General features: G+C 37.8%; 13 protein-coding genes. 10 read left to right on the plus strand and 3 right to left on the minus strand.

The window, feature by feature from the left end; translation table 11 throughout:
* Positions 1 to 5: 5 nt before the first annotated feature.
* From ACXAG7_RS06610 to ACXAG7_RS06620, 3 genes are all read right to left on the minus strand, one after another.
* Complete coding sequence (locus tag ACXAG7_RS06610) at positions 6 to 1,661, minus strand: hypothetical protein (RefSeq protein WP_408043393.1); 1,656 nt, start codon at positions 1,659 to 1,661, stop codon at positions 6 to 8.
* A gap of 82 nt (positions 1,662 to 1,743) precedes the next feature.
* Positions 1,744 to 5,865: a leucine-rich repeat domain-containing protein gene (locus ACXAG7_RS06615; RefSeq protein ID WP_476666379.1), complete on the minus strand. Its 4,122-nt coding sequence runs from the start codon at positions 5,863 to 5,865 to the stop codon at positions 1,744 to 1,746.
* Positions 5,866 to 6,051: 186 nt separating this feature from the next.
* Complete coding sequence (locus ACXAG7_RS06620; RefSeq protein ID WP_476666380.1) at positions 6,052 to 7,737, minus strand: tetratricopeptide repeat protein; 1,686 nt, start codon at positions 7,735 to 7,737, stop codon at positions 6,052 to 6,054.
* Between the two features lie 325 nt (positions 7,738 to 8,062).
* Between ACXAG7_RS06620 and ACXAG7_RS06625 the strand changes: the two genes are divergently transcribed.
* From ACXAG7_RS06625 to ACXAG7_RS06670, 10 genes are all read left to right on the plus strand, one after another.
* Positions 8,063 to 10,957 carry a G8 domain-containing protein gene (locus ACXAG7_RS06625; RefSeq protein ID WP_476666381.1) on the plus strand — a complete coding sequence of 965 codons (2,895 nt, stop codon included), beginning with the start codon at positions 8,063 to 8,065 and terminating at the stop codon, positions 10,955 to 10,957.
* A gap of 735 nt (positions 10,958 to 11,692) precedes the next feature.
* Positions 11,693 to 12,499: a GLPGLI family protein gene (locus ACXAG7_RS06630; RefSeq protein ID WP_476666382.1), complete on the plus strand. Its 807-nt coding sequence runs from the start codon at positions 11,693 to 11,695 to the stop codon at positions 12,497 to 12,499.
* Complete coding sequence (locus ACXAG7_RS06635; RefSeq protein ID WP_476666383.1) at positions 12,481 to 15,120, plus strand: carboxypeptidase-like regulatory domain-containing protein; 2,640 nt, start codon at positions 12,481 to 12,483, stop codon at positions 15,118 to 15,120. The genes ACXAG7_RS06630 and ACXAG7_RS06635 overlap by 19 nt, the downstream gene beginning before the upstream one ends.
* 184 nt (positions 15,121 to 15,304) lie before the next feature.
* A complete protein-coding gene (locus ACXAG7_RS06640) occupies positions 15,305 to 16,411 on the plus strand; it encodes a helix-turn-helix domain-containing protein (protein ID WP_476666384.1) in 1,107 nt (368 codons plus the stop codon).
* Between the two features lie 117 nt (positions 16,412 to 16,528).
* Entirely contained in the window at positions 16,529 to 18,163 is a 1,635-nt protein-coding gene (locus ACXAG7_RS06645) for a serine hydrolase domain-containing protein (protein WP_476666385.1), read from the plus strand.
* Positions 18,164 to 18,251: 88 nt separating this feature from the next.
* Positions 18,252 to 18,845: a hypothetical protein gene (locus tag ACXAG7_RS06650; protein WP_476666386.1), complete on the plus strand. Its 594-nt coding sequence runs from the start codon at positions 18,252 to 18,254 to the stop codon at positions 18,843 to 18,845.
* A 13-nt stretch (positions 18,846 to 18,858) separates the two neighbouring features.
* Positions 18,859 to 19,596: a hypothetical protein gene (locus tag ACXAG7_RS06655; RefSeq protein WP_476666387.1), complete on the plus strand. Its 738-nt coding sequence runs from the start codon at positions 18,859 to 18,861 to the stop codon at positions 19,594 to 19,596.
* Positions 19,597 to 19,647: 51 nt separating this feature from the next.
* A complete protein-coding gene (locus ACXAG7_RS06660) occupies positions 19,648 to 20,592 on the plus strand; it encodes a DUF2157 domain-containing protein (RefSeq protein ID WP_476666388.1) in 945 nt (314 codons plus the stop codon).
* Complete coding sequence (locus ACXAG7_RS06665; RefSeq protein ID WP_476666389.1) at positions 20,580 to 21,644, plus strand: DUF4401 domain-containing protein; 1,065 nt, start codon at positions 20,580 to 20,582, stop codon at positions 21,642 to 21,644. Before ACXAG7_RS06660 ends, ACXAG7_RS06665 begins: the two co-directional genes overlap by 13 nt.
* Positions 21,631 to 22,125 carry a GDYXXLXY domain-containing protein gene (locus tag ACXAG7_RS06670; protein WP_476666390.1) on the plus strand — a complete coding sequence of 165 codons (495 nt, stop codon included), beginning with the start codon at positions 21,631 to 21,633 and terminating at the stop codon, positions 22,123 to 22,125. The genes ACXAG7_RS06665 and ACXAG7_RS06670 overlap by 14 nt, the downstream gene beginning before the upstream one ends.
* Positions 22,126 to 22,138 lie beyond the last annotated feature (13 nt).

Genomic DNA, 22,138 nt, shown 5'->3' on the forward strand with positions numbered 1-22,138 from the left:
TTAAATTATCGCCTTCCAATTATATGTAACACGGCCCCTGCATCTGTTTTTGAAGTACCACCACTACTCGCTACTCTAAACTCTACTTTTCCTGAACCTAACAACGTAATCGTTGGTATTCTGATATTTGAGGTTGATGCTGCAATACAGGTAATATTTACCGCTGGCGGTGAAGAGAAATGTCCTGAGTAACTTACTGTATAAGTATTTCCACTCAAGGAAGAAGTGATGCCCGATGAATTTGTTACGTTGGAGTTAATGGTTCCTGAAGGATTGATGATTACAGAAATTATTTCAACAGCTTTTTTTGCTCCTGCGGCCATTAAGTCATCCCCATCTTGATCGATGGTTATTTCTCCATCAGTTTGGATATCATCATCCACCTCCAAGGCCCCTTTTACTTGTAACAAATCATTATCAAACTCACCATATAGAAGGTCTCTAATATAGAGTTTGTTTGAAAATGCAGCACCTGAAGTACCTGCACCCGCTCCGATTATTACATTAGAACTACCATTGAGGTTATACCCAGCAAAATACCCTATAACAACATTGTTTCCTCCAGATTGAGCTGCTTCAGCAGCCTGAGATCCTATAATTACATTTTTATCACTGAGGTTTGACAAGTTTCCTGTATTCGAATAATCTCCAAAAATCACATTCCCAGAAGTAGGATTGAGAATTCCGCCTACATCGATATTCCCTCCTACTGCCAGTCTATCTGTTACATTGACAAGATCTTTAGAAACATCTAATTGAGAGGCTCCATCGGTTACGAAGTGAATTTCGTCTGAACTCCCAAAATTACCGTCATTTCCTAGAGTGATCAACGTTGAGCTACTTCCTCTCTCATCAGTTGCCTCAATAGCTTTAGTATACATCCATGGACTCGTCACAAATCCTAAATCCTTTTGAGAAGAGGCATTTTGTGAAGTACTTTGCGTACCTACCGTGGTATTCCCAATAACAGCGATGTCTACGACGTCCAAACTCGCCTGAGGTGTTGTTTCTCCAATTCCGACATTCCCACTGGTTATTACACTTCCTGTACTGTCGAATTTAATTCCTTTCCCGTTGGTTCCATCAGCATTAATCCAGTTGGTACCGAGGTTTACATTACTTCCAAGCACTAATTTCTCAGAAGTAGTAACGCGTCCTTCTGCATTGATAAACAGTCCTTCATCATCACCGTCGTTCGAAACCCAATACCCTGCTGTTTGCATGTTTTTTGTCGCTGTATGACTCCCCAGGTCATCTCCGTTTTCGACGTACTTTGCTTGCAGTGCATAGGGTACACTCCACAATTGCGAAGTTCCCATATTGGTATAGCTAGTTCCTCCTGACATATCCACCCCTACTTCTAAAAAATATGTATCCGCTGCCCAGTCAATTGATGAAAAATCGGCTGATGAAGTTCCTTGTCCAACTACCAATGCAAAAACTCCATAAGCATTTGTTGTGGGAGTATGGGTTTCCGTATAGGTAACCGCACCTGTAGCCGTAGTTTTACGCAATTTAAATTGTACTCCAATAACCGTATTGGAAACTACTTCACCAGAAGCATCTCGCAATACAGATTGGTAATTGAAACCTTTAGGCGTCTGGGCAAAAACCCCAACTGAAAGGCAGATAAAAAAGAGTAACGTACTTAATTTTTTCATGTTGTTCTGATTAAAATTATCGTAGGAGCATGCCTCTTTAGCGGCTGCTAACGATGTAATATTGCTATGTTTTGTGTTTGTTTTAGTCTATACTATTAATGAGCTGTTCCCCTTTACCAAGGTTAGGATGCATCAAGCTATTGATATCTGAGTTTTGTACCTGCCCATTCATATCAAAATCTGCTTTACTATACCCGGAGACCCCAAGTTGCTGAATGACAGCGGTACTATCGAGGTTTTGAATCTGACCATTTTCATCATAATCGCCTGCAATCATGGCAAATACTCCTGATTCCATGGCAACTACCGCATTGGTTCCTCCGAGAAGCAGGGAACTTTCCGACGTTAAATCGACTGTAGTTGTGTTGGCTGACAATGGCAAGGCAGCCGCGGTCATAATACTCAAGTGATTTCGGTGTTTGACAACTACGTAATAGTTTCCTTCTGGGATATTAAAATGGAGAGGTGTTATTCCGTCATCCGTAATTGCGACGACATTCCCATTTCGTTGCAATACTGCAGAAGTTCCGGCCACTGTAGTACTCGGAACAGTTGCATTCCGCAACTCTATCCAAATCCAGTCGACCATGGCATTCGCACCAGCATTCCCTAATTTTACTGCATCTGATATCGAAGCTCCATCGCCATAAGGGGAAACTGTTCCATAACTTCCGCCATTACTTCTTAAATCATCGCGCATCAATGCTTCTTCTCCACTGTAAGGGTTTGTCAATGCACCTTGCAACCAAACCCTCAAGCTTAACTGCACTCCATTACAAGACGTTTCATTAAAAACCGAAGGACTGTCAATGGTAGTCCAGTTAGTTGCACTATAGGCATAATCATCTACCAAAACACAGCGTAACTTTGGACAATCTTCGGCTTCAAAATCCGAAATCATAGAGTTTGTACCATTTTTGATTGCGATACGCTCTAGTACGGCGCACTCATTAAAATACACCTCTTCTAACTCGGTGAGTTCATTCAAGCTAATCGTCATAAGCTTGTCTGCATATTCCGCTTCAATATAGGTCAGATTGACATTGTTGCTAAGATCGATCGTTTCTATCAGCGTCGAAGAAAATGTAAAGCTCTTTAGTGCCTTATTGGCCGAAACATCAAGTGAAGTAATGTCATTAGCATCGATTTCTAAAATTTCTAGTAACTCGTTTTTCGTAACATCTAAAACGCTGAGATCACTGCCTCTAACTTCTAGTTCCACTAAACCTAGATTCGTTGAAACATCCAGTGTTTTTAAAGCATTCCCATTAAGTTCAAGGGTCTTCAATTTAGTCAATCCATTTACAGAAATACTCGTAAGTTGATTGTTTGAAAGGTCTACTTCTGTCAGGTTTACATTTTTCGTAAAATCTACGCTGCTAAGATCAGCCCCTGAAACTACCAATCGTTCCAAGGCCGTGAAATCTTCAATTCCTGTAAGATTTTTCACGGGATTTGATGCACTCAACGGTATGTACAAATACTCAATTTCAGTAATCAATTGAGTAGGAACTTGTCCATCATTGGCAATGTCATCATACCCTAAAGCGGTTAACCTATTCTCAAAAGTGGCATCAGGAATACTCGTATACTCACAATAGCTACTGCTAAAACTCGTCGTCGAATCTCGATTCGTCCAGCGAGTAGCGCTTGTGGCAGCATCATCCACTCTAATACAAGATAAGGCACTATTATTTTTCGTATTAAACTCATGAATGGCATTGTTATTTCCATTCTGGAGGTTTAACGAAGAGAGTTCATTATTCGTCAAATACAAAATTTGCAGGCTCGTAGCCTCTGTCAAATTGAGGTGTTTTAAGTTATTATAACTGGCAGAAATTTTCAACAAATTTGTCGTCCCTGCTAAGTCCAAACTTTCAAGTTTATTTTCATAAACAGAAAGGTTTGTCAAACTTCCTGCACTTTTTGAAAAATCGAGACTCGCTAAACTATTTTTATAGGCAAATAGATACTTCAACCTTGTTGAATTGATCGCCTCAATTTGAGTGAGACCACAGTTGGAGGCATACAGCTCTTCCAGTACAATATTGGCACTCAAATTCAATGCATTCAACGGATTATTACTCAATACCAATACCTTTAACGCCGTATTGTATGAAACATCGATACTTGAAAGACTATTGCCACTCAACCTCAAATCGTATAAGTTCGTATTTTTACTCAAATCAATACTGGTAAGACCATTATTTCCGAGATGTGCGGTTTCTAATAAGGTATTTTTTGAAATATCGACTCCTGCAATCCCTGCGTTATACGAACACCTCAAGTCTTTCAATAGCAAATTATTACTTAAATCAATTGTTGTCAAAGTCATGGCATCTACTCTTAAAAACTCTAATTTGGTCAAGGTAGTAAGCGCAATTTCCCCCGCTTTGTTATTACCAACATCCAAAGAAACAAGACTCACAAAATCTTGAATTCCTGTAAAATCAGTAATTGACTTGCCATTGATACTCAAGCTTTCTATACTATCGATTAAAGTTGTTGGTACTTGACCATCCTCCTCAATATCATCGTATCCTAATTTGGCCAATTGGGCCTCAAATTTACTATCGGGAATTGCGGTATACCTGCAATAACTAGCACTAAAACTAGCCGTACTATCCACTCCTAACCAATGTGTACTACTGTAATCGGCATCATCAACCTTAATACAGGTCAAGTCCGTATTTCCAGAAGCGACAAAATTGGTAATATTCTCATTATTCCCATTTCTCAAATCGAGAGAAACCAAACTATTGTTCGCTACGAGTACAGTATTCAGTTGCGATTGCGCAGAGAGATCGAGATTGGTTATCATATTACTCCCACAAGAAATTGAAGTCAAGGCTCTATTGTCGGCTACATTTAGTTGATTTAATGCATTGGCTCCGCATCGAAGGTCCAACAAGGACGTATTTTCTGAAAGGTCTAAACTTGTTAGGTTGTTATTGTTGCATTCCAAATACGTCAATTCTGTATTGCTAGCTACCGATAAAGTTGACAGTTGATTAAATGAACATACCAGTGTCGTCAATTTAATGCAAGCCGAAAGGTTTAAGGTTTCAAGAGGTGTGAATTTAGTAACTAAACTCTCCAATAAAACATTCTTAGAAAGGTCAAGTGTTTTGAATGCATTGTTAGCGCAATTCAGGGACTTAAGTGATACAAAATCGCGAATACCCGTTAGGTCCTCAATCCCTAAACTCACCAAAGACAAATCACTCACATCTGCAATCAAAACAGTTGGCACCTGTCCATCTCCTGAAATATCATCGTAGCCAAGTGACTCGAGAGCACTTTCAAATTTGGCATCAGGAATAGCTGTGTATGAACAATAGGTTTCACTAAAAACTAATCCCGCCGGAATCGAGGTCCATTGTGAAGCGCTGTAGGATTTATCATCAACGATAGCACAGGATAAATTCGGGTTATCTTCTACCCTAAAGGTGGTGATATTAAGATTATTTCCATTTTGAATCTTCAAATACTTCAGCTGGGCATTTTGGGCATATAGCGCTTTTAATACCGTATTCTTACTAAGATCTAAGCTTTCGATTTTAGTGTCATTCACTCGTAGACTCTGCAAATTACTATTATTGGTTAGATCAATAGATGCAAGCGGTGAATTGTACGCTTGTAAGACTTTCAAATTTACATGACTACTGAGATCTAAGTTTTCAATATTGGTACTGTAGGTACTTAGTTCTTTTAGCGCTGGATTGTTGCTAATATCAATACTCGTTAAGCCACTATTCACCTGTAAATACAGTTTTTGCAAGGAAGTCAACAAACTTACATCAATGCCGGTGAACTGATTTGCACCAAGATTCAAGTTTTTAATTTTCGTATTGTTCGAAAGGTCAATATTCGTCAACTTGTTGTTATTTACCGCCAAGGTTTCCAATAATACATTTTTACTTAGATCAACCGCGGTCAGTTCATTTCCTCGACAATTCAACGTTTTAAGAGCTACAAAGCTCTCGATACCGGTTAAATCGACAATTCCAATATCATTCAAGTTTAGACTAGTAACTCCAGCAATTGCAGCCGTTGGTACTTGACCATCTCCAGCAATATCATCGTATCCCAAAGAATTGAGACGTTCCTCAAATTTTGCATCAGGAATAGACGTGTATTGGGCCAAGATCTCCGATGTACTAATGAAAAAACAACAAAGTAGTAGGTAGTATTTGCTCTTCATGTTCTTGCTCTATTTTTTGATTCAAACACGGTGCAATACTATTTCATAATGCCAAGAAAAAAAAGAAATCAAGGGGTGCAAAAAGGGGTGCAAAAAACATAAATAACTAAAAAACAACTAGTTATATATGTTTTTTTTGCACCCCTCATACTAGTAGCATGATTAATATGCTACCTAAAAAAACTCTTAAAGTGATTGAATATAGACATCCAAAGAATCTTCTGACGTTAATTTTAACTTCTTTTTTAAGCGGTAACGAGTAGATTTGATAGCATCGATACTCGTCTTTCTTAAATTGGCAATTTCGGTTCTTGAAAATCCAATTTTTATAAAAGAACAAATTTCGATATCTGTTTTTGTCAAGCCTGGATGTTTTAACTTAAGGGTCTGCAGAAATTCGTAATTCAAGGTTTCTATATTCTTTTTTAGAACCACAATTTTAGCGTCCTCTAATTTATCAGCCTTTAGATCGGCAATAATTCCTTTGAGAGTGACTCCCTCTTTTTCATTAGACAGTTTTGCCAAATCCTCTGCCAACTTTTCTTTCGTACGCAAATGAATTAAGGTCTCAGTCAACAATTGATTTACTTCACCTGATAATTTCTCTTTATCGGAGTTCAACACCGAAATCTCTTTATGACTTTGTTTCAGTTCTTTTTCAATTTGTTGCCCCATCGCTTGTTCTCTGCGCCATTTCCTCCAGAGACGTCTAATAACGAAAAAGGCAAGTAAGATTCCCAATACACTCAAAAGCACTAACAGCTCGTTTTGGGCTTGGGTTTTCTCTTTTTCCAAGACTAGAATCTCTTTCTGTTTTACATACAAAATACTATCCTTCATCTTCTTTTTCTCGAACTCTCCAGCCATTTCTATTTCTCGAATTTCTTTCGATTTTTTATCTGTATAAATCTCCTTTTGCATTTTCTCATAAGCCTTGTAATCTACCAAGGCTTTACTCAACTTACCTTGTTTCTCATAAATTTGACTACGTAGTTTATAGGTCATTGACTCCAAATGTTTCTTCTGTATTTGATTTGCTAAGCGGATCGTGGTATCGGCATACTTTTCCGCCAAGGCATAATTTTTAGTATTAAAGTTGATCTTTACCAAATCGTAGTAACTCTCACTCAAATAATGCTTGTGCTGTTTCTTCTTAAAATACGCAGTCGTTTCTTTAGCCATAGCTAACAGGTGATCGTGAGAAGCAGTTTCATCCAACTCCAACAAACAATATCTCACAAACTGAATATTTGAAGCGTAATACTCAATTTTCACATTTATTTCCTTAAAAATAGCACGTGCCTTTTCTAAATAGTACAAAGCAGAATCTTTCATTTCACGAGATTCGAAATTTCCCGCCAATAAACGATAACTAATTCCCAAACTCTCTTTTATGGGCTTGGTATTTATCTGGATGGACTTTTTCAGATATTTAGCTCCTGTTTTATAATCGTACTGATAGTTGTATAAGTTTCCAATGTTCGTATACAAATTGATTAATTTTTCTGTATCATTAATTTCTTCGTATAAAGCGTTTGCCTTATTGTAATTGCGTAGCGCTTTTGGATAATCACCTCGTACACGAGCTATGATTCCTCGTCGACTGTAAATTTGTGCTCGATGTCGCCTGGCATCATAGTCAACTGTATCCAGCATTATCAGTATCTCACTTAGCAAGTTCTCCGCTTTATAAAGATCACGAGCGTGATAATATTTATTCAACCTTAAATAGTGGATTATCTTTAGCGAATCATTCTTGGCTACAGCTATATTTTTTTTTAATCGAACTAAAATTGTATCCGTTTCTTGTCCCAGCATTCCGGTAACAAAAAACAATGCTGAGAAATAAATAATAACTTTTAATGACCTCATTGAGTAGCTAATTTTAAGTTATTCAAAGATACTTAAAGAATTTCACCTTTTTCAGTGAACTTAGACGAAGCTCGCGACAAGTACTACGATCAGTAATTTTCAAAAACGAACTCCATGATTCACTAAATTTCGTGAATATCCCTCAGTAACTTCAGTATTTTTTAAAATAGACCCACAGTTTTCACAACACCGATCTAACACCCTATAAAACAACCCTAAAACCAACTCTGTATACTAAAAGTATACCTAAAACAGGAAGTTCAAGTCGAGTATTAATTCACTAAAAAAATAACTTTGTGCTATCGAAATTCAAACCCCGAACCTTATGAAATTATCCTTTAAACACTATCTTTATTTGTGTTACTTTCTATTCCTTAGCCAATACAGCATTGCGCAAACCCCCATACAAGTAGCCGGTACACCAACAAATACAGCAGTCAATTCAGGGAATTGGAGCAACCCCAACACCTGGGGTGGTACCCTACCTCCTAATGATGCTAGGATTTTAATTCCTCCAAATATTACCGTTACTGTAGACGGTAAAATTCCAGAAGCCTTTAAATCTGTACGAATTGCTGCCCAGGCAAAACTTCAATTTTCAACGAATGTCAATACGGAACTCAAAACAGAATTTCTGGTGAGTCATATGGGAGGACAACTTGAGATCGGAACGCTAACCAACCCCATACAAAACAATGTGAAAGCGTCATTAATTTTTGCCTGGCGCGGCGGAACCACCAAATCTCAGGATCCCAAACGTTTTGTACCAGGAGCTGTACTTATGGGGCCTGTACGCATGCAAGGTGCTCGAAAAACAAGCTGGTCAACACTAGCCGTAGCTCCAACTGCTGGAAGCACCGTACTCCAATTGGGAAGCACACCTACTGGATGGAAAGCTGGAGATCAGCTCGCTGTTGCCGGTACAAATATTAATGATTATCAAAGTGACGAACTGGTAAGCATTCAGGCTATTTCAAACAATTCAGTTCGCCTTAGCACAGCTTTATTGAAAGACCACCTACCACCCACTGAGCTTATGAATAAAGTGACTGTCCACGTTGCTAACAATACCAGAAATGTTATTATCTCCTCTGAAAACGCCAGTGTCGATGCTTTACCAGCCACCAATGGCTATGGTAAACCAAGAGGTCATTTGATGTTTATGCACAACCCTGATGTTCAATTGCGATATATTGCCACTAAAAATTTGGGGAGAACCAATAAAATGATTCCTCTTGACGACTGGTCGGTGCCTTTAGAAGGACCTGCGGGACAACCCGATCCACGTTTTAGCACCACCGTTCCCTACCCTGCCGGATTGGGTACGAATCCTCGTGGTCGCTACTCCATCCATTTTCATCGATCATTAGATGCTAATAACAACAAAGCTACAGTGGAAGGCTGTGTCGTTAACGGCGATCCTGGCTGGGGCTTTGTCAACCATTCTTCCTATGTAGACTTCGTTGAAAATGTTACCTATGACGTAGTTGGATCTGCCTATTGTACGGAGGCCGGTGATGAACTCGGATCTTTTAAAAGAAATATTGCCATTCGTACCTATAATGCTAACGAACCCTTAAACGAAGGACGCCCGATGGGTGGTGCGCTAGGAATTCACGGTGGTAGAACCGAAGGCCTGACCGATGGTAGAGAAGGTATTTCTGATTTTGCCCATCAAGGCGATGGCTTTTGGCTGCACAGCACGGGAGTTACCCTTGAAGGAAATGTCGTTGCTGGATGTAGCGGACATGCCTATATTTATTGGACAGAAGGACTCTTTGAAAGTTTGCGTGGGCGACCACAAATGCAAAACAAAATAGACTTATACGTACCTCCAAGTGAATTCCCAACCCTAAACAACGAACTAAAAAACCATCGTCAACGCTATCCTAACTGGATTTATGACGTGTGGTATATACTTCCGAGACCCTTTAAAAACAATATTGGATACTGCGCTGCTCAAGGATTTAGAGGGGACTATATCATGACAGAGTTTCATGAAAATAATGAACCCAACAGTACTGAATTCAATATGACGCCTACACTGTACCGAAATACTATGAATTTAGTAATTGAAAACACCACACTATGGTCTATTCGCAGAACGGGTATGCAATTTGAGAACTGTGCCCAAATCACCCTTAAAAACAATAAAGTATACGGATACGGTGCTTCGACAGAACTCGCTCCTTGGCGTCCGATTCCGAATCCCTACCCAGGGCGCTTGGAGAATGAGCCACATTCCATCGGTATTGACTTAGACCACTATCACAATACGAGGAACTGGAAACTCGAAAACAATGTCATCGCTGGATGGAATGGGCAATCACAGGGACTCACACTTCCCATAAATGCACAAGTACTCGTTAAAGATGGACTTTTTGACAATACTGGGACGGACATCTACATACGCGAAGTAAACTGGGCTAAAGGCTGGACAGATCGTATTGTTGACAATACGGAAACTACTGGTAACCCGGCCACACTGGTAAACCCCGTCCCGAGAGACCTTACCACTGCTTGGAGGAAAATTAGAATTGAAGGTAATATTACCTTCAACAAGCCTCAGAAAAACATAGTGCTCGACGCTCAATTTCACCTTTTAAATAATGCTGGAGATGCCTTTGCCCTATTGCATCCTGACGGATCAGGTGTAAAAATGACTGCCTATTTTCTATTGCCTGACGATATTCAGTTAAACTTTGGGCCATTTCATAATTCTAAGCTCTATTTTGACGAACAGGCTGCTGACTTTATACCTGTCCCTAGCGCAACGTTACTAAGCCCATACCTTTACCCACAAGAAAGTCTATTTCCTGAACGGGTGACACCTACTATGTTTTTGAACAAGTCCAATGCGCAACTTAAAACCGCATTTGGAAGTTCTTTTGGAGGCGCAATCACTCCTTCCAATGCACAAAGTCACTCAATGATTACCGGAGGAAAGGCTACCAACATCAATACACTCACTATTGCGCAACACCAAGTAGCTTCGAATAAATGCGTTTTATACCCCAACCCGGCATCAGCATACATACAATGGAAGTTCCAGAATGAACTTACTATCAAAATCTACAATTTACAAGGGCAACTATTAAAACAACAACAAACCTCTAATCAACAGTTTGACATCCATGAGTTTCCTTCAGGAGTCTATCTGATTACACTCACGGACAGGCAAACAGGAAAAAGTTGCTCTCAAAAACTCATCAAAAAGTAACAATTACACGAAGACCGGTACTGCTACCGGTCTTACTTTTTAGTATACATCAACAAGGGTTACTCTAGCAATGACGGCCTAATTACTTTAGAAATACTTCGATTCCTCTTGAACATACTTTTTGGCTTATCTATGTACCCTATTGAACACGATACCGCACAGCGCTTCACTTAGATGAATTGTTCTCTACAGTTTAACAACTCTTATTCCTAAAGAAGGCGTTCACAGCCTTTCGTTACAACGACACTATGTTGATCATGTTTTTAACATTTCACTTACGATATTCTCACAATTTTCTAACAACTATTTTCATTTTTCAAAATTACCCATATATTTGCCTCGATTAAAAAACAAAAAAGGAATTGCTAGCCTTCTTGTAAATATCATTGCTAAAATTGAAAAGTTTCACAATACATATTAGTAAAAACACATCGTACCATCGAAACTATTATTGTCATTAATCTCTCGAATTAATTACACATAGACTCAAAATATTTCGAAATCGCATCGATAACCTTTGGAGCTTTTTATTTAATAGTTTCCAAATAAAGTTTGTTGTTTCTTTTGTTATCAAAGAGAAAATTATCAAGCAGTGTTCTTGGAAATTACTAAGGAAAGAAACTTTTGATACTTGTAGATCAAAATTAAAATAAAGAAATAGTCGAAAACTAATTAAATCGCAACCTGTTCAACAGTGAACAGGTTGTTTTACTATATTTAACGCTATTATCATTCATGTTGAAAAAGCTCACTTTTATACTAAGCCTATTGTTTGCACTGAATAGCAGTGCTCAGTCGGAAAACTTCCAACACAAATTCACGTATTTACTTACGTATCAACCAACAAAAGAAGACCCCAACAGTAAGAATTCTGTTGAAATGGTATTGTTGCGAAACCGAAAAGGATCGGCCTTTTTGAGTAAAAATGAATTTATTAGTGATTCGCTCTTTACCGAAATCAAAAACAAGAGGGCTTCTATCGATGTAAAAATGCCTAAAACACGTTTTCCGTATAAGATCATCAAAGATAACTCTGACAATACCATAACGACATATTACCGATTGTTTATGGATACCTACCTATACGAAGAGTCAAAGAAAAATATCCAATGGAAAATCCATACAGCAACGAAAAAAGTAAACGGTTTTTTATGTCAAAAAGCGACGACTACCTTTTCAGGTCGCCATTATACTGCGTGGTTTACAAATGAAATTCCAGTTTCTGATGGCCCGTATAAATTTAGTGGTTTACCCGGTTTGATAGTAAAAATAGCAGACTCCAAAAACCATTATACGTTCGAATTATTACATCAGATTCGTTTTAATTACAACTACCCCAATTTGATTCCTACTAAAAACGTGTACACCACAGATAAAAAGACATTTCTACAAAAGCACGAAGAATACAAAAAAAATATCGTCAGTAAACTATCTCAATCTGGCTTTACTTTAGACGAGGAACATCGAAATAAAATCAGAGAAAAATACAATAGGAGAAATAATCCAATAGAATTGGGTGGTGCATGGTACTTAGGACGCTAATATTCATACTTCTCTTCAGTAGTTTAAGCTATGCTCAAACACGAATCAAAGGGACTGTTGTAGACGAAAACAATGGTCCTTTACAAGGCTGTAGTGTTACGGTTACCCAAGTAAACAACAGCGTTATACTGGCCTATGCTATTAGCGATAGTCAAGGATTATTTGAGCTACAACTCGATAGTAAACACACCGAAATACAGCTTAACACCTCGTATATTGGGTTTCAAAAGCAATCCAAAACGCTGGCAAACACCTCTCAATCTGTTCATTTCATCCTCAAGGAATCTTCTGAGAAGCTCAAGGAGGTTATCGTTAAAAACAAGCCTATTCGTCAGCAAGGAGATACCCTAAACTACGCTGTTTCATTATTCAAAAACAAACAAGATCGGGTTATTGCTGATGTGCTTAAAAAACTTCCAGGCATCTCCGTACTCAGTGACGGAAAAATCTTATACCAAGGTACTCCTATTGAAAAATATTATATTGAAGGGATGGATTTATTGGAGGGGAAATACCATTTAGCCAATGCTAATTTGCCTGCCAATGCTGTTTCTAAAGTTCAGATTTTAGAAAATCATCAACCAATACGTCTTTTAGACAGTGTTTCCTTTTCAAACAACACCTCTCTAAATATCAAATTGAAACGCGCCATTGCCCTAACAGGAACGGCAAAAACAGGAGTTGGGATACATCCGACCTTATGGGAATTCAACGCAACTCCAATGTTATTTTCGAAAAATAAGCAAATGATTTCCTCTTACCAAACTAACAACACGGGAAATGATATTGCTACTCAGATCAAAACACTGACTATCGATGCTTTGTTGGAAGAGTTCGATGATGCTAAAAAACAGTGGGTAAACATCCATCAACTCAGTCCACCAAATTTTGAGAAAACAAAATGGTTAAACAACAAAGCTCACCTAGTTAGTACTAACTATTTACAACGGTTAAAGAAAGATTCAGATTTAAAAATAAACTTATCTTATAGTAAGGATCAGCAAGTTTATCAGGGTACTAGTAACACTACCTACCTTACGAATGCAAACGCAATACGCACCACAGAAAAAACCTATAACTCTTTAAACTTTGAAACCTTCAAAGGGAAGGTAATTTATACCAACAATTCTAAAAACTCTTATTTTAAAAACGTAAGTGCCTTTAAAAAGTACTGGGATACTCAACAAGGGAGCCTTGTTTTTAATGGCACCCCTTCACAACAACAGGCTAAAATACCAGAACTAGCCATAAGCAATAGGCTAAAATGGATACAACCCATAGGTAAACAACTCCTGAACATTAAATCTATTATTCACTATTCCTCTTCTCCACAAGAGCTCGTATTTGATCAGGTTCAATTTGAAGATGTACTCAACAGCGGGAATACGTATGATAAACTTCGACAGACTGTGAATTATCGAAGGTTCTATACTCGTAATACTGTTGGAATGACCAAAAAAATCAATAACTTCAGTTTTACTCCGGAAGTGGGAGTTACACTGCAACAACAAAAACTTCAAAGTGCTATATTTTTAAGTGAACAAGGGAAAACCAAACAACTAACGGGTAATTTTATAAATGAACTCCAACATCAGGAACTTCAATTGTTTGCGAATATTGCTAGTAAATATCAGCAAGACCGCTGGAAGATCCAACTAGAAACGCCTTTCCGATTGTACAAAATAGAACGAGAAGATCCACATTTATTTAAACAGGAGCAGCTTAACAGGTTCACTTTTCAACCGCGAATTTCAGTAAAAAGAACCTTAAATAAGTACTGGAAAACGACCTTAGTTGCTGACATAAAAAACAGTTTTGGTGCGCTAGATCAGCTGCACTACGGCTACCTATTACGCAATTATAGAAACATACAACGCTACGATACCCCCTTGTTGCAGCGATTACATCAAAATTCCTCCTTAGGAATCGCCTATAGAAATCCACTGAATTCCCTTTTTATCAATGGAGTATATACCTATACGCACACTTTACAAAACCTACTATTGGGAAATCAAATTAATAATAATGGTAGCATTGCACTCAACTATAAACAACAGCAAAACACAGCGAATAGCCATTCTTTGAGCATTCATGCAAGTAAATACGTAAGTCGTTTAAAAACATTGGCTTCTCTCACTGTAGATGGGGGATTTTTCAGTAACAAACAATTACTTAATAGTAGTATGATTACTGTTCGTAATCAAAATATCAAATTTGAAACCAACATTAACAGTGAACTTAACGATTGGTTGCACCTCAACTACCACAACAGCTTTAATTTTTTAAAAGCATTTATCGGAAATCAACCTGCTTTAGCTACAATTGTTACACAGAAACACGCCGTGAATATCGATTTTTACCCCTTAAAAAATCAATATATCGGTTTAAAATCGTCGTACTACCACAACAATTATTCAGCGAAAAATAATGCCACGTATTTCCTCAATGCTCATTATCGCTATACATTCTCAAAAAGTGGTATTGACCTTGAAATTCAATGCAATAATATTTTGAACTCAGAAGCGTTTACCACCGCCCAGAACGATACGTATTTTTATTCAGAAAGCAACTTTCAATTAAGACCTCGTCAAATAATCGCCTTGGTAAAATTCAGCTTCTAATTCACCAACAATCCCCCCTTTTATTTTTCACTTTTTTTCATGAATGCATTGAATGACTGCAAAATATCTCTCGCTAAGTTTTCAATTTCCTAACCAAGGCGAGGTAACGTTTTCTTCTTTGTATTTAAAGAGTATATTTACCACCAGCAAAAGGGCTTAACTATACCTTAGAATTACCTGTACTATGAGCTTTACATTTATTGAACTTTTGAGTATTTTTTCCGTCTTCTTATTTGTATCCTTTTCAGGATATCTGCTAAGTATCCCCTCAAAGAAAAAACTCAGCAATCAATTGTTTGCCTGTTATCTCCTGATAATTGCTCTAGACATTTCAGCTTTCTTTTACCACAAATTCATCCAGCTCCCCCTCGCTCTTGAGATGATCCGTATGGAAGGACTTGCAGGTCTAAAGTCACCTATGCTGTATTTGTACATTTTATCGGTACTGTACGATGACTTTAGCTTAAAAAAGAAACACCTTTTATTTTTTATCCCTTTACTAATTAATTTTATCGTTTTAATACCCGCCTTCTTTAATCAGTCTCCAAGTGTACAAAACGAATTTTTCCAACAATATACCTCACAACCCGCGGCAATATTTATTACCTTTTTCGGCTATCTAGTCGGTTTTTCCTTTTTGTTCGTTGAAATTTATCAGGTGCGACGTTATGGTCTTATTGTAAAACAGCACTATGCCAACGCTGCAGCACTCAACAACTACCATTGGCTTAAGCAATTTCTTATTGTAGATGTAATCATTTCCGTGATTACCTTCGTAAAAAGCTATTATCGATTCACTTCAGAAAGTGCCACGACCGTCGATTCATGGCGTATTGTGACTCTTATCTTTATCGTTCTGTTTATTTCATGGCTCTTTAGTAAAGCGCTTTTTGCTCCCAAACTATTTCAAGGCATCAATGCAGCGCTCACTCCCATGGAAGATAATCATAGCACTCCTACAGACGAACGCATTCAAACGTTAAATACCTACCTAAAAACGGAGAAACCCTATTTAAATGCATCCCTAACTATTCAACAATTGTCCGATGCAATGGACATACCCGTACGTGAACTTTCAGGAATTATTAATCAAGAAACGGGCAAACACTTTTTCGACTATATCAATGAATTTCGAATTAACGACGCGAAGGAACTTTTAACCTCTGATCGGGATTTAACAGTGTTAGAAATCCTCTATGATGTCGGATTTAACTCAAAATCTTCTTTTTATACGGCCTTTAAAAAAGAAACCAACCAAACCCCAACAAGCTACCGAAAATCAACCACTTAACACTAGTACAACTAAAAGTCGAACGCTTTTATCACTAAAAAAACAGTTCGACTTCCTGTATTCAAACCCCTATTTCTCAAAGTTGTTTCACTTTTGTCTCGAACAAATAAAACAACCATGAAATCAGTTACTATAGTTATCACATTTTTACTTATTTGCTATTCGAATAGCAAGGTGTACTCACAAAAGAACACGACCAAGTTTCCAGAATACGGTCAAATTGATTCTTTATTTAACAGCCTCTTTAAAGCCAATAAAACAGGAGCCTCATTTGCTATTATCAAAGATGGTAAAACCCAGTACCAAAACAGTATTGGATTGGCAAACTTGGAACACGGCATCCCCGTAACAAAAAAGACCGTCTTTCCAATAGCCTCGGTTTCCAAACAGTTTACAAGTTTCCTTGCCTTGAGCTTGGAAAAAGAAGGAAAGTTATCTATGAAAGACAATATAAAAAAGTACCTACCTGAACTGAAAATGCTCCCCGACAATATATGTTTAGAAAATTTGGCCAATCATACGCACGGACTTCCCAACATCCACGAATTAGCAGGACTCAAAGGTATTTTTCCAAACAAAGCCATGAATCATCGTGAAATTGTAGCCTTTTTACTGAAAATCAGAACGGTGAATTTCGAAGCAGGAACTCAATATCAGTACGGGAATACAGGATTTATTCTCCTTGCTGAAATTATTGAACGCATAGAAAAGAAACCTTTTCCGAAGATTCTCAAAGAGCGAATTTTTGCTCCTTTACAAATGAATAACAGTGCCGCAATAACCGATATGACGACAATCATTCCGAACAAAGCCTATTCGTATCGTAGTACCAATGGTGGTTATGAAGTATTGCCAGCGACCCTAACTGCAGTAGGTTCGGCAGGGATCAACACCACGATAGAAGATTTTAGCAAATGGGCTCAATACTTCCAAAAAAGTCCCGATGCCACTCAGAGCATATTTCAAAAAATGCAAGTTCCAACCGTGCTAAAAAACCGACGTCAGATTGGATATGGACTTGGTTTACAGTTCGAAACTTATAAAGGTATCGATATCGTATTTCACGGTGGAGGAAATGCTGGGTACACCTCATACATACTTCACGCTCCAAAACAAAAACTATCAATGGTCATCATGACAAACACGAACAACTTTTTGGGGTTTGATATGATTTACGGGGCCATAGACCTATTGCTCAAACCATATTTTACTAACGCTCCAAAAAAATCGAAACCTACAAAGGCTACCTTGAAAAAATTTGCTGGTGTTTACGAATTTCAACCGGGAAATTACTTTGAATTACTCGAAAAAAATGGAGTCCTTCATTTTAGGTCTTTTGGCTCAGAAGAATCAGCTCCATTGCCCCATCTTACGGGAACTACCTATACTTTTCCCTTTATTCCCTATTCAAAAATTCATTTGTACGATGGTAAATTTGACTTTAGGATTGCAGACTTTACTTATGAATGCCCCAAAATTGAAACGCCGAATCTCTCAAAAATAACAGTGAACGTCGGAGGAACCTATTTTAACGACGCCTTTAACATCTATTTAAAAATCATCATTGAAGACGGAAAGGTCTACGTCATTAGAGAATCAGGGGCAAAAGTTTTACTACAAGGTAAATCGGAAAACTGCATGTTCGCTCAGCCTATTGGTGAGTTCAATTTTCATAGAGATGAATTAGGAGCAGTTAGAGCGTTTAAGCTATCTGGACAAAACTTCAAAGGTCTGACATTCCTAAAAAAATAATCCATACAGTTTTCGGTGAATTAGAAATAACTACTTTCACCGAAAATGCTTATTGTGTATATTTGAACATCATCAACAGATACATGCTATGATTTCAGAAACTCCCTTAACACGGATACGTAAAATTCTCACTCGACAAGCGGAATCGCCAGCAATTGAATTTCTTGCGAGTGAAGAATCGAGTATACAAAACCTTCGATGGACTGATGGAAAAGATAACTATCATATATACGAATCAGACACTGCGGTAAAAGACAATGGTATTGCTTGGTATCAATGGAGCGACCGAGATCAGTTTCTCCTAGTTGTCTGCGAAGAGAACCAATATTTCGAATGGGAACCAATTACCTACAATCCAATATTTGGCTGTATTTGCATTCTTCTGGAATGGTATAAAGACCACCTACTATTCGCTTATCAAGAAAAACATTCGATTTATGTTTGTAGTTACCAAAATGGCGTTGTGAAAACCTTCGAGATTCAAGGGGCCGAAGTAGCTCGTAAAGACGAGCTCCTTTCTTATTTTAAATTTCAGAATAGAAGTTCCGAAGAAGTCCATATACTACAACTTCCTAACCTTCAAACACTAGACAGTATTTCCAAAGAGGAAGCAGTTGCTAAAAACATTCTTCCAAAAGGAATTAACCAGCCGGAAGGATTCTTAGACCATACTCCATCCTAACTTCAAAATGCTCATGAAAACGCTACATAACTTTTCAAAAACACTAACAAGCATAGTACTAGCAACTATTACATTGCTATTGAGTGGTTGTACTTATCAGGATCATAAAAACGCTTCCAAACCTAAAGATCGTTCAAAAGAACAGGTAATTGTAACCAATGATCCTAAAAAACTCGATTTAACCAAGGCACTGCGTTACCTTGACACCAGTAAAACTTCTGATAATTACCAAAAACTTCTATCAACGAGGCCTTTGCAATTACAAGAACAAATTGCATCACTCCATCGAGATCTACACTTAAAATCGACCATAGTAACTACAGCACGCCACAATACTTTCAAAAAATGGATTTGTCTAGAACGATATCAGGGCGAGTATGTTGTTTACGATCCTTGTGATGGAAATACCGAAAGTTTTATACTTCAAGACTCAGCTTTTATTGCCATCAAAAGGCTATCATATGAGATATATTTGTATTCCGATCCACCAAAATTTCAAGGAGACACTATTCACGCAGATTTGATAGCATATGGAAAAAATGGAGTTGCACTCCCTACCACATTACGCATACACCCCACAGAAACCAATGCTGTTTATTTGCTACAACTTACATCCAAAGAAAATGAGATTTCACAGTACATCGCACCGCAAGAAAAGGTGAATGGGTTCGACCTACTCGTCAACCACTGCCCTATTGAGAAAACGAGTGAATTCAATACTAATAAGAATAAACAAAATCAGCATCGTTAAGTAACTTTGAAAATTTTGTACCTTCGTATGTGAACTAATCATTCAAAGGCTATGAATAAAATTAATAGGAAGGTGCTTGAATTTCTGGCAGAACACAGTGCTATCAGCAACAAAGAACTGACAGCCCTTTTTCAGAAAGAAGTGTATCCGGGTTCCGACTCCTGGTATCGATTTCTTCGAACAACTACCCTAGCATTAGGAATTGGTTTTTGTACATTGGGTATGTTGTTTTTCTTTGCTTATAACTGGGAAAACATCCATAAGTTTGTCAAAATTGGACTTATAGAAGGTTTGCTGATTGGTATATTAGTAGTAATACAATACGCTAAACTAAAAACCGACCTAAAAAACATGCTCTTAACAGCCGCAGCAATTATTATAGGGGTACTGTTTGCGGTATTTGGCCAAATTTATCAGACAGGAGCCAATGCCTATGATTTCTTTCTAGGCTGGACACTGGCCATAACCTGTTGGGTACTCCTATCTGATTACGCTCCACTGTGGTTGCTTTTTATAGTCTTGATAAATACAACGGCCTATTTTTACAGTGAACAAGTAGCGCTCTGGTCAAGTTTAGAAACTAGTTCGGTATTTATTTTGGGAAATGGACTATTTGTGTGTAGCGCTCTTTATTTAAAAAGAAAGGGAAACCACGTACCTAATTGGTTGATCCGCATTCTTAGTGTCGGTGCAGTATTTGTTATGACCTTAGGCATCGTTAATGGAATTCACACCGCTATAGATGATTTGTTATTTTTTGTTTTGCTCAGTATCGTAACAGTTTTGTATAGTTTGGCTTTGCTTTATGGTTATCAGGAGAAAAGTACATTTTATCCGGTGCTGATTACCTTGAGCTTTATGATCATCTCCACCAACTTTTTAATTCGTGCGTTTGAATTTGGGAATACCTTCTTGTTTCTGAGTTTTTACAACCTTATTGTGGCGAGTATTGCCACGCGTCAACTACTTAAATTGCAACAAACATGGAACGCCTAAACCAAATAACGCAGTACCTTCGCAATTACTACCCGCAGTTAAAAATTGATGAAGAAGCACTTTCTAAAGCCGTTCAAAAAAACAGCTTTTCTCCTTCAGATTTAGCCGTAAATATCTTGTCAATAACAGGAGCTATTTTTTCCGTTTTCTCATTCTTAGGCTTTTTATTTTTATTAAATATTTACGACAGTCCGTCGACCTTGTTTTTCTTAGGTGCAATCTTTATCACTTCAAGTATTGCCATAAGTTACCAAGTAGAAAAACTTTTTTTAGATACAGTTAGCATCTCGCTCTTCTGCGCAGGGCTTGTTATGGTTGGCTCAGGTTTAGGATTACAAGATGCCACTTTAAATTCCATCCTACTGATTATCCTTGGAATTTCTAGCATTCCGCTTGCTATTAAACAAACAAAGACATTGACGTTTTTTAGTTTTATGATACTTAATGCCTGCGTTCTCGGACTTATCTTAACTAATAAAGCCTATAGTTTGATACCTATATACATCACCATAATTGCGAGTTTATTGAGTTACTTCTGCTATTATGAAGGTCGTATATTGACATCGAACTCCCTAAGTCGACGATTGTATTCAGTTATTCGAATTGGACTTATCTGTTCACTAGTCTTAAGCTTAGTACTCATAACACATGCCCGTCAGTTCAATATGACTATTCCTTTTATCTGGTGTACGTCATTGGTATTAATCGTGTTGAACCTCATTTTCGCTCATCGTATACTCCTTCGACATGAAATAACCAATCGCAAGAAACAATGGATGTTTTTCGTAGGTTTTAGTATCCTTCTTTTTCCTACTATCTATGCCCCATATATTTCTGGTGCAATACTACTCATACTGTTGAATTACAGCATATACTATAAATCAGGATTGCTTATCGGAGGACTTTGCCTCTGCTATTCCTTAGTACACTACTATTACGATTTAGAACTGAGCTTACTTTACAAATCTGGATTACTCTGTTTATCTGGAAGCTTACTACTTCTGTATTACGCACTACTATCAAGAAAAATAAAACGCAATGAAAAAATATAAATGGCTAATCATCTCCCTAAATTTGCTGCTTGTACTCGTTATCTTCAATCGTAATGTGTTTCTAAAAGAACATACCATTTCCGATGGACAACTCGTGTTGTTTGAGTTGGCTCCTGTTGACCCTAGATCATTGATGCAAGGTGATTATATGCGGTTGAATTATACCATCGCAAATGACGAATGGAATTCTTCTGTTCCTGAGCATAAAAGAGGGTACTGCATCATTACTCTAGATAAGAACCAAGTAGCGAAACGCGTGCGTTTACAGCAAGAAAAAACACCTTTGCATGCAGGAGAAATAGCCATACGCTACAACCTCCATCCCTCACAAAGAATTTCAATTGGTGCTGAATCCTTTTTTTTCCAAGAAGGAGAGGCAAAAAAGTATGAAAAAGCAGCCTATGGGGCACTAAAAATAGACAGTCAAGGCAATAGTGTACTGATCGGGTTATCCGACATTGATAAAAAGCTCATCAAGTAAATTTGCTAAATAC

It is taken from the genome of Tenacibaculum sp. AWR4_210, assembly GCF_056160945.1.

What these genes read in the sequence shown, in the direction of transcription:
- ACXAG7_RS06610 (WP_408043393.1), bottom strand. Translation starts at nt 1,661, where the DNA reads ATGAAAAAATTAAGTACGTTACTCTTTTTTATCTGCCTTTCAGTTGGG.
- ACXAG7_RS06615 (WP_476666379.1), bottom strand. Translation starts at nt 5,865, where the DNA reads ATGAAGAGCAAATACTACCTACTACTTTGTTGTTTTTTCATTAGTACA.
- ACXAG7_RS06620 (WP_476666380.1), bottom strand. Translation starts at nt 7,737, where the DNA reads ATGAGGTCATTAAAAGTTATTATTTATTTCTCAGCATTGTTTTTTGTT.
- ACXAG7_RS06625 (WP_476666381.1), top strand. Translation starts at nt 8,063, where the DNA reads ATGAAATTATCCTTTAAACACTATCTTTATTTGTGTTACTTTCTATTC.
- ACXAG7_RS06630 (WP_476666382.1), top strand. Translation starts at nt 11,693, where the DNA reads ATGTTGAAAAAGCTCACTTTTATACTAAGCCTATTGTTTGCACTGAAT.
- ACXAG7_RS06635 (WP_476666383.1), top strand. Translation starts at nt 12,481, where the DNA reads ATGGTACTTAGGACGCTAATATTCATACTTCTCTTCAGTAGTTTAAGC.
- ACXAG7_RS06640 (WP_476666384.1), top strand. Translation starts at nt 15,305, where the DNA reads ATGAGCTTTACATTTATTGAACTTTTGAGTATTTTTTCCGTCTTCTTA.
- ACXAG7_RS06645 (WP_476666385.1), top strand. Translation starts at nt 16,529, where the DNA reads ATGAAATCAGTTACTATAGTTATCACATTTTTACTTATTTGCTATTCG.
- ACXAG7_RS06650 (WP_476666386.1), top strand. Translation starts at nt 18,252, where the DNA reads ATGATTTCAGAAACTCCCTTAACACGGATACGTAAAATTCTCACTCGA.
- ACXAG7_RS06655 (WP_476666387.1), top strand. Translation starts at nt 18,859, where the DNA reads ATGAAAACGCTACATAACTTTTCAAAAACACTAACAAGCATAGTACTA.
- ACXAG7_RS06660 (WP_476666388.1), top strand. Translation starts at nt 19,648, where the DNA reads ATGAATAAAATTAATAGGAAGGTGCTTGAATTTCTGGCAGAACACAGT.
- ACXAG7_RS06665 (WP_476666389.1), top strand. Translation starts at nt 20,580, where the DNA reads ATGGAACGCCTAAACCAAATAACGCAGTACCTTCGCAATTACTACCCG.
- ACXAG7_RS06670 (WP_476666390.1), top strand. Translation starts at nt 21,631, where the DNA reads ATGAAAAAATATAAATGGCTAATCATCTCCCTAAATTTGCTGCTTGTA.